Genomic DNA, 7190 nt, shown 5'->3' with positions numbered 1-7190 from the left:
CCACGACCTGGCTGTGCGCGATGGTCGTCGGGCTCCGCAACCGCCGTCCTTGGGTGCGCGCTCGTGAAGCACGCGGTGATCTGCTCACGCCACTCCTCGCGGATCTCCTGACCGACGATGTCGCGGTAGAAGAGCGTCGCTGACCTCGGTGCCGCTGCCGGTCAGCGTGTGCCAGTCGATCGTGCCGCCGAGCTCGCCCTGGATGAGCGTGCGGACGATCTGCGTGCCGAGCCCCGACCCGACCTTGCCCTCCGGCAAGCCGACACCGTTGTCGCGGACCTCGATGTCGAGGTGGTCGTCGGCGCGGTTCGCCACGATCTCCACCTCGCCGTCGCGGCCGTCCAGCCCGTGCTCGACGGCGTTCGTGACGAGCTCGGTGAGCCCGAGCGCGAGCGGGGTCGCGGCCTCGGACGGCAGCACGCCGAACTCGCCGGTCTTCTTCGGGCGGACGGTCGTGTTGTGCGACGCGGCGACCTCGGTCACGAGCTTCAGCACGGAGTCGAACACCTCGTCGAAGTCGACGTTCTGGCTCAGGCCGGTCGACAGGGTGTCGTGCACGACGGCGATCGCCGCGACGCGACGCATCGCGTTCTGCAGGGAGGTCCGGGCCTCGTCGGAGTGCGTGCGCCGTGCCTGGATCCGGAGCAGGGACGCGACGGTCTGCAGGTTGTTCTTCACGCGGTGGTGGATCTCGCGGATCGTCGCGTCCTTCGTGATGAGCTCGCGCTCCTGGTGCCGCAGCTCGGTGACGTCGCGGCACAGCACGATCGCACCGATGCGCTCCCCGTGGTCCCGGAGTGGGATCGACCGGAGCGACACCGTGACGCCCTTCGACTCGACGTCCGCACGCCACGGAGCACGCCCGGTGACGACGAGCGGCAGGGACTCGTCGACGTCGAGCTTCGAACCGATGAGCTCCGTGGTGACCTCGGCCAGTGACTTCCGCTCGAGCTCCCCCTCGAAGCCCATCCGGTTGAACGCGCTGAGGCCGTTCGGGCTCGCGAAGGTGACCGTGCCGTTCGTGTCGAGCCGCAGCAGCCCGTCGCTGGCACGGGGCGCACCGCGGCGGGGACCGGCCGGGGCCCCGAGGTCGGGGAAGTCGCCCGTGGCGATCATGCCGAACAGGTCGTTCGCGCCCGCGGTGAAGTTGAGCTCCTGGCGGCTCGGGGTCCGCATCTCGTCCTGGTTGGAGTGCCGGGTGACGACCGCGATCGGCCGCTCGGTCGTCTCGGCGCTGTGGGCGCTCAGGCGGCGGAGGACCGGGATCGCGCGGACCCGGGTCGGGGTGTCCTCGTACCAGTCGGGTTCGGCGGAGTCGACGACCTGCGCGCTCGTGAAGCACGCGGTGATCTGCTCACGCCACTCCTCGCGGATCTCCTGACCGACGATGTCGCGGTAGAAGAGCGTCGCCGCCGAGCTGGGGCGCGCGTGGGCCACGGCCACGAACGAGCCCTCCTGGGCGGTCGGGACCCAGAGGACCATGTCGGCGAAGGACAGGTCGGCGAGGAGCTGCCAGTCCCCCACGAGCAGGTGGAGCCACTCCACGTCCGCTTCGGAGGATCGGCCTTGCGCGAGGACGAGGTCACTGAGGGTCGACACCTCGACAGTCTAGGTCCGCGCTCTTGTGGACAACCGTCGTCCATCCACAGTCGGCGGGTTTGGTATTTCTCATGTTGCACGCATTCGTACGCTCACGGCATGGGAGGGACCGGGGTGGCAGGACACGCGCGACGTTTCGAGGACGAGGACGACCCGGCGGGGCACCCGGCACCACCCGAGGTGGCGCTCGTCCCCGTCCGGACACCGCCGGAGCAGACGCCGGGCGCACACGCTCCGCCCCGGCCGGCGCTGCCCGACCCGTCGACGGCGGCCCGCGCGCTCGGCCTGTGCGTCGTCGAGGTCCTCACCGGCGGACGTGAGGTCGACAGCATCGCCCGCTGGATCACCGAGGACGTCCACCGCCACCTGCTCCAGCGTGCGGCGCTCGCGGCCCGGTCCCGGAGCCTGGGCGGCCGCACCCGGACCCGCCCGGCGCTGCGGGTCGGCGGCGTGCGCGTGTGCGAGCCCGCGCCCGGGGTGGCCGAAGCCGTCGTGGTCGTGCACACCCGCAGCCACGCCCGCGCGGTCGCGCTCCGCCTCGAGGTCCGGAAGGGGCGGTGGCAGGCCACCGCCGTCGGCGTGCTCTGACGGACCGTCAGCCGGCGCGGTGCGCCGGGTGGACGACGGACGGGAGGCGCGGTGCCAGCCGGCACCGCGCCTCCCGTCCGTCAGTGGTCGGCTCAGCCCTTCTTGGCCGCCTGGCGCCGCTCGGCGCGGTTGCTCGCCGTGGCCGCCTGGCCCGACGCGGTCGCCGCGTTGCCGAAGGCCGACCCCTGCTCGGGGCCGTCGACGACCTCGGCTTCGGCCTCGGCCTGGGCCTGCTGCGCGCGGGCGGTGGCAGCCTGCTCCAGCCGCCCCTGCTCGTCGCGGACCTCGACCTCGCCGTCGATCGACGGTGCCGAGTACTCGAGGCCGGTGGCCTCGCCCTCGTCGAGACCCTTGGCCGCGATCACGGCGTTGTCGCCGTCGGACTGCACCTGGACCTCGAGGTTGAACAGGTAGCCGACCGACTCCTCGCGGATCTGCCCCATCATGCTCTGGAACAGGGCGTAGCCCTCGCGCTGGTACTCGACCAGCGGGTCGCGCTGGGCCATCGCACGGAGGCCGATGCCGTCCTTGAGGTAGTCCATCTCGTAGAGGTGGTCGCGCCAGCGGCGGTCGATCACCGAGAGGACGACGCGACGCTCGAGCTCACGCATGGCCTCCTCACCGAGGAGCTCTTCGCGCTTCTGGTACGCGAGCTTCGCGTCCGAGAGGATCTCCCGACCGAGGAACTCGCGCGAGGCCTTGCCTTTCGAGCCCGCCTCGGTGATGACCTCGTCGATCGAGATCGAGATGGGGAACAGGGTCCCGAGCTCGGTCCACATCGCGTCGAGGTCCCAGTCGTCCGGCGAGCCCTCGCCCGTGTGGGTGTCGATGACGTCGTCGACGACGCTCTTCAGGAACGTCTGCGCACGCTCGTGGATGTCGTCACCCTCGAGGATGTGGCGGCGGTCGCTGTAGATCGCCTCGCGCTGCCGGTTCAGGACGTCGTCGTACTTGAGGACGTTCTTACGGATCTCGGCGTTGCGGCCCTCGACCTGCGCCTGTGCGGAGCGGATCGCGCGGCTGACGAGCTTGTTCTCGATCGCCATGTCGTCCGGCACGTTCGACCGGCCCATGAGGCTCTCGGCCGCACCGGAGTTGAACAGGCGCATCAGGTCGTCGGTCAGCGACAGGTAGAAGCGGCTCTCGCCCGGGTCACCCTGACGACCGGAACGGCCACGGAGCTGGTTGTCGATGCGGCGCGACTCGTGACGCTCGGTGCCGAGGACGTACAGCCCGCCGGCTGCGCGGACCTTGTCGCCCTCTTCCTCGACGGTCTTCTTGACCTCGGCGAAGACCTCGTCCCAGGCGGCCTCGTACTCCTCCGGGGTCTCGGTCGGCGACAGACCCTTGGCGTGCATCTCCTGCACCGCGAGGAACTCCGAGTTGCCGCCGAGCATGATGTCGGTACCACGGCCGGCCATGTTCGTCGCGACCGTCACGGCGCCGAGGCGACCCGCCTGCGCGACGATCGCGGCCTCACGCGCGTGGTTCTTCGCGTTGAGGACCTCGTGCTTGACGCCCTTCTTCGCGAGGAGCTTCGACAGGTACTCGGACTTCTCGACGCTCGTGGTGCCGACGAGGACCGGCTGGCCCTTCTCGTGCCGCTCGGCGATGTCGACCGCGACCTGCTCGAACTTCGCCTTCTCGTTCTTGTAGACGAGGTCGGTCTGGTCGATGCGCTGCATCGGCCGGTTCGTCGGGATCGGGACCACGCCGAGCTTGTACGTCGACATGAACTCGGCCGCTTCGGTCTCGGCGGTACCGGTCATGCCGGAGAGCTTCTGGTACAGGCGGAAGTAGTTCTGCAGCGTGACGGTCGCGAGGGTCTGGTTCTCGGCCTTGACCTCCACGCCCTCCTTCGCCTCGATCGCCTGGTGGATGCCCTCGTTGTAGCGACGGCCCATGAGGATGCGGCCGGTGTGCTCGTCGACGATGAGCACCTCGCCGTTCATCACGACGTAGTCCTTGTCGCGCTTGAACAGGGCGACGGCCTTGATCGAGTTGTTGAGGAACGAGATGAGCGGGGTGTTCGCCGACTCGTAGAGGTTGTCGATGCCGAGGTAGTCCTCGACCTTCTCGATGCCGGGCTCGAGGACGCCGACGGTGCGCTTCTTCTCGTCGACCTCGTAGTCCTCGCCCGGGATGAGCCGCGTGGCGATCGACGCGAACTCGGTGAACCAGCGGTTCGCCTCGCCCGAGGAGGGGCCGGAGATGATGAGCGGCGTGCGGGCCTCGTCGATGAGGATCGAGTCGACCTCGTCCACGATCGCGAAGAAGTGACCGCGCTGCACCATGTCGGACGACTGCCACGCCATGTTGTCGCGCAGGTAGTCGAAGCCGAACTCGTTGTTCGTGCCGTAGGTGATGTCGGCGGCGTACTGCTCGCGGCGCTCGGCCGGGGACTGGTTCGCGATGATGCAGCCCGTGGTCATGCCCAGCGCACGGAAGACGCGGCCCATGATCTCGGACTGGTACGACGCGAGGAAGTCGTTGACCGTGATGACGTGCACGCCGCGCGACGGGATGGCGTTGAGGTACGCCGCCGTGGTCGCGACGAGGGTCTTGCCCTCACCGGTCTTCATCTCGGCGATGTTGCCGAGGTGCAGGGCCGCGCCGCCCATGAGCTGCACGTCGAAGTGCCGCATGCCGAGGGTGCGCTTCGCCGCCTCCCGCACCGCGGCGAACGCCTCGGGCAGCAGGTCGTCGAGGGTCTCCCCGTTGGCGTAGCGCTCGCGGAGCTCCTTGGTCTCGCCCTGGAGCTCCTCGTCCGTGAGGCTCGAGAAGTCGTCCTCGAGGTCGTTGATGGCCGAGGCGTACGCCTTCAGCCGACGGAGGGTGCGCCCTTCGCCGATGCGGAGGACCTTCTCCAGCACGTTTGCCACGTGAGCTCCTTACGGGGTCGTCGCGCGCGACCTGCGCGAGCCGAACAGCCAGTCATGCTAGCAACCCGCCGGAAGCCCGCGCTGGGAGGGACGCGGGTGTGCGCGGCCCGCGGGGGCGGACCGCGCACACGGTGGGTGGTGGTGCGTCAGGCGACGGCGGTGGTCGCCTCGCGCGGTGCCTCGGCGTCGGCGGCGCCGCTGCCCGGCTCGGCGATGCCGATCACGCCGTAGTCCCAGCCCTTGCGCCGGTAGACCACGCTCGGGCGCTGGGTCTCGGCGTCGACGAACAGGTAGAAGTCGTGTCCGACGAGTTCCATCCGGTAGAGCGCGTCGTCGACGGTCATCGGGCCCTCCTCGAAGACCTTCCGGCGGATGACCACGGGCGAGTAGACCTCGGCGTCGTCGTCGTGGTCACGGTCGGCCTCGACCACCGGGACGGCTCCGGTCGCGACGGTCTCGATGAGCTTGCCGTCCGCGGGCGTCACGTCCATGTGCTCGAACCCGGAGCCGGCGGCCTCGGCGACCGAGGTCGGGCGGTGGCGGCCACGGTGCACCTTGCGGCGGTCGCGGGCCCGGCGCAGCCGCTCGGTGATCCGCGCGAAGGCCAGGTCGAACGCCGCGTACTTGTCCGATGCGGCCGACTCGGCCCGCACCAGGGGGCCGGGACCGATCAGCGTCAGCTCGACGCGGTCCTCTCCCCCGGACCCGCCGGACTTCTCGTTGTGGCGGCTGAGGCGCACCTCGAAGGCGAGGGCGCGGTCGGCGAGCACGTCGATCTTCTCGGACTTCTGTTCCACGTAGGTGCGGAATCGATCGGTGACCCCGACGTTCCGGCCCGTGATCGTCACGTCCATGTGGCGGCTCCCATCCGTACTTCGGCGCGTCGCCTCCATCCGGCGATCCCGAACGCCTTGCCGCGAGGCTAGACCCCCGGCAGCCGGGCCGTCACCACCCCTCGGCGGGTCGGCCCGGACACCCACCGGACACCCAGGCGACACCCGGCGTCCACCCCGGCGGGGACCGGACCGCGGACACTCGCCGCAGTCCAGGTCGGGCATCCCCCGATCCCGGCGCGGACACCGGCCGTCCGCCTCGTGCGACGGCACCCGGCCCCGGCGCGGACACCGGCCGCCGGCATCGTCGGTCATCCCTCGACCTCGGCGAGGGCGACGCAGCGCACGACCCGTCCGCCGGCAGCACGCACGGCGCGGACGGCCTCGGCCATCGTGACGCCCGTCGTGACCACGTCGTCGACCAGCACGACGTCGCGACCGCGCAGCCGGGTCGGCGCACGGAGCGTCCCCACGGTCGCGGCGACGCGTTCGGTGGCGGACCGTTCCTTCTGGCCGTGCGCCCGGCCGCGCGGACCACCGGCACCGTGCTCGGGGCGGCGACGTGGTTCCGGGACGCGCAGCAGCGCGGGCGGTCGCCGGACCCCGGCCCGGGCGAGCAGCAGGACCACCGGGTCGAACCCGCGGCGCCGGCGCCCGGAGCGGGACGGGGGCACGCGGACGAGGACGGCGCCCGGGGAGTATGCGAGCGCCGCTCCGACGACGGCGCCGAACCGTGCGGCGAGCACCCCGGCGAGGTCCACCCGGCCGCGGAGCTTCAGCTCGAGGACGAGGGTCCGCACCGCCCCCTCGTACCCGTGGGCGGCGTCGAGTCGGACGCCGGCGACGAGGCGACGGCGCTGCGGCAGGGCGTCGACGGCGGCACGGCAGGCCCGGCACACCGCACGGTCGGGTGCGCCGCAGACCACGCACGAGACCGGCAGGAGGAGGCCGACGACGGACGCGACGGCATCGGCCCACGGTCGGGCCGCACCGGGTCGGACCGCGGCGGGTCGGACCGCGGCCGGCGGGGCTGTGGTCGGCGGGTCTGTGGCCGGCGGGTCTGTGGCCGGCGGGTCTGTGGTCGGCGGGTCTGTGGTGGGGGGATCCGTGGTGGGCACGCACCCATGCTCGGCGCGACCCACCGTCGGACGCGCGCCGGTGCGGCGGACTGTGGACGGGCCTCCAGTCCGACGGCCCTGTGGAGGAAGACCGGACCCGCTCGGACGACCGCCCGCGCTGCTGCGCGTCCCGGAACCACGTCGCCGCCCCGAGCACGGTGCCGGTGGTC

5 protein-coding genes are annotated in these 7190 nt (G+C 71.4%); 1 reads left to right on the top strand and 4 read right to left on the bottom strand.

All coding sequences use genetic code 11. The features are described 5' to 3' along the window. Nucleotides 1-84: 84 nt before the first annotated feature. Complete coding sequence (locus tag BEP24_RS15570; RefSeq protein WP_065964964.1) at nucleotides 85-1599, bottom strand: sensor histidine kinase; 1515 nt, start codon at nucleotides 1597-1599, stop codon at nucleotides 85-87. 99 nt (nucleotides 1600-1698) lie between these two features. Between BEP24_RS15570 and BEP24_RS15565 the strand changes: the two genes are divergently transcribed. Then, the gene (locus BEP24_RS15565; protein ID WP_139197503.1) at nucleotides 1699-2187 is read left to right on the top strand and encodes an Rv3235 family protein; all 489 of its coding nucleotides are present in this window, start codon (nucleotides 1699-1701) and stop codon (nucleotides 2185-2187) included. 92 nt (nucleotides 2188-2279) lie between these two features. Here BEP24_RS15565 and secA read toward each other — a convergent pair whose 3' ends face one another. The 3 genes from secA to BEP24_RS15550 all read right to left on the bottom strand — a co-directional run bounded on the left by secA (nucleotide 2280) and on the right by BEP24_RS15550 (nucleotide 6828). Next, nucleotides 2280-5069 (bottom strand): preprotein translocase subunit SecA, encoded by a 2790-nt coding sequence (gene secA / locus BEP24_RS15560; RefSeq protein WP_065964963.1) that lies wholly within the window; start codon nucleotides 5067-5069, stop codon nucleotides 2280-2282. Between the two features lie 146 nt (nucleotides 5070-5215). After that, entirely contained in the window at nucleotides 5216-5923 is a 708-nt protein-coding gene (raiA, locus tag BEP24_RS15555) for a ribosome-associated translation inhibitor RaiA (protein ID WP_065964961.1), read from the bottom strand. A gap of 290 nt (nucleotides 5924-6213) precedes the next feature. Further along, nucleotides 6214-6828: a phosphoribosyltransferase family protein gene (locus BEP24_RS15550; protein ID WP_065964959.1), complete on the bottom strand. Its 615-nt coding sequence runs from the start codon at nucleotides 6826-6828 to the stop codon at nucleotides 6214-6216. Between the last annotated feature and the right edge of the window lie 362 nt (nucleotides 6829-7190).

This window comes from Curtobacterium sp. UCD-KPL2560 (assembly GCF_001705035.1).
In the GTDB taxonomy this organism is placed as follows: domain Bacteria; phylum Actinomycetota; class Actinomycetes; order Actinomycetales; family Microbacteriaceae; genus Curtobacterium.
The sequence above is the reverse complement of the archived record's forward strand: the minus strand, read 5'-3'. Positions and strand labels throughout refer to the sequence as shown.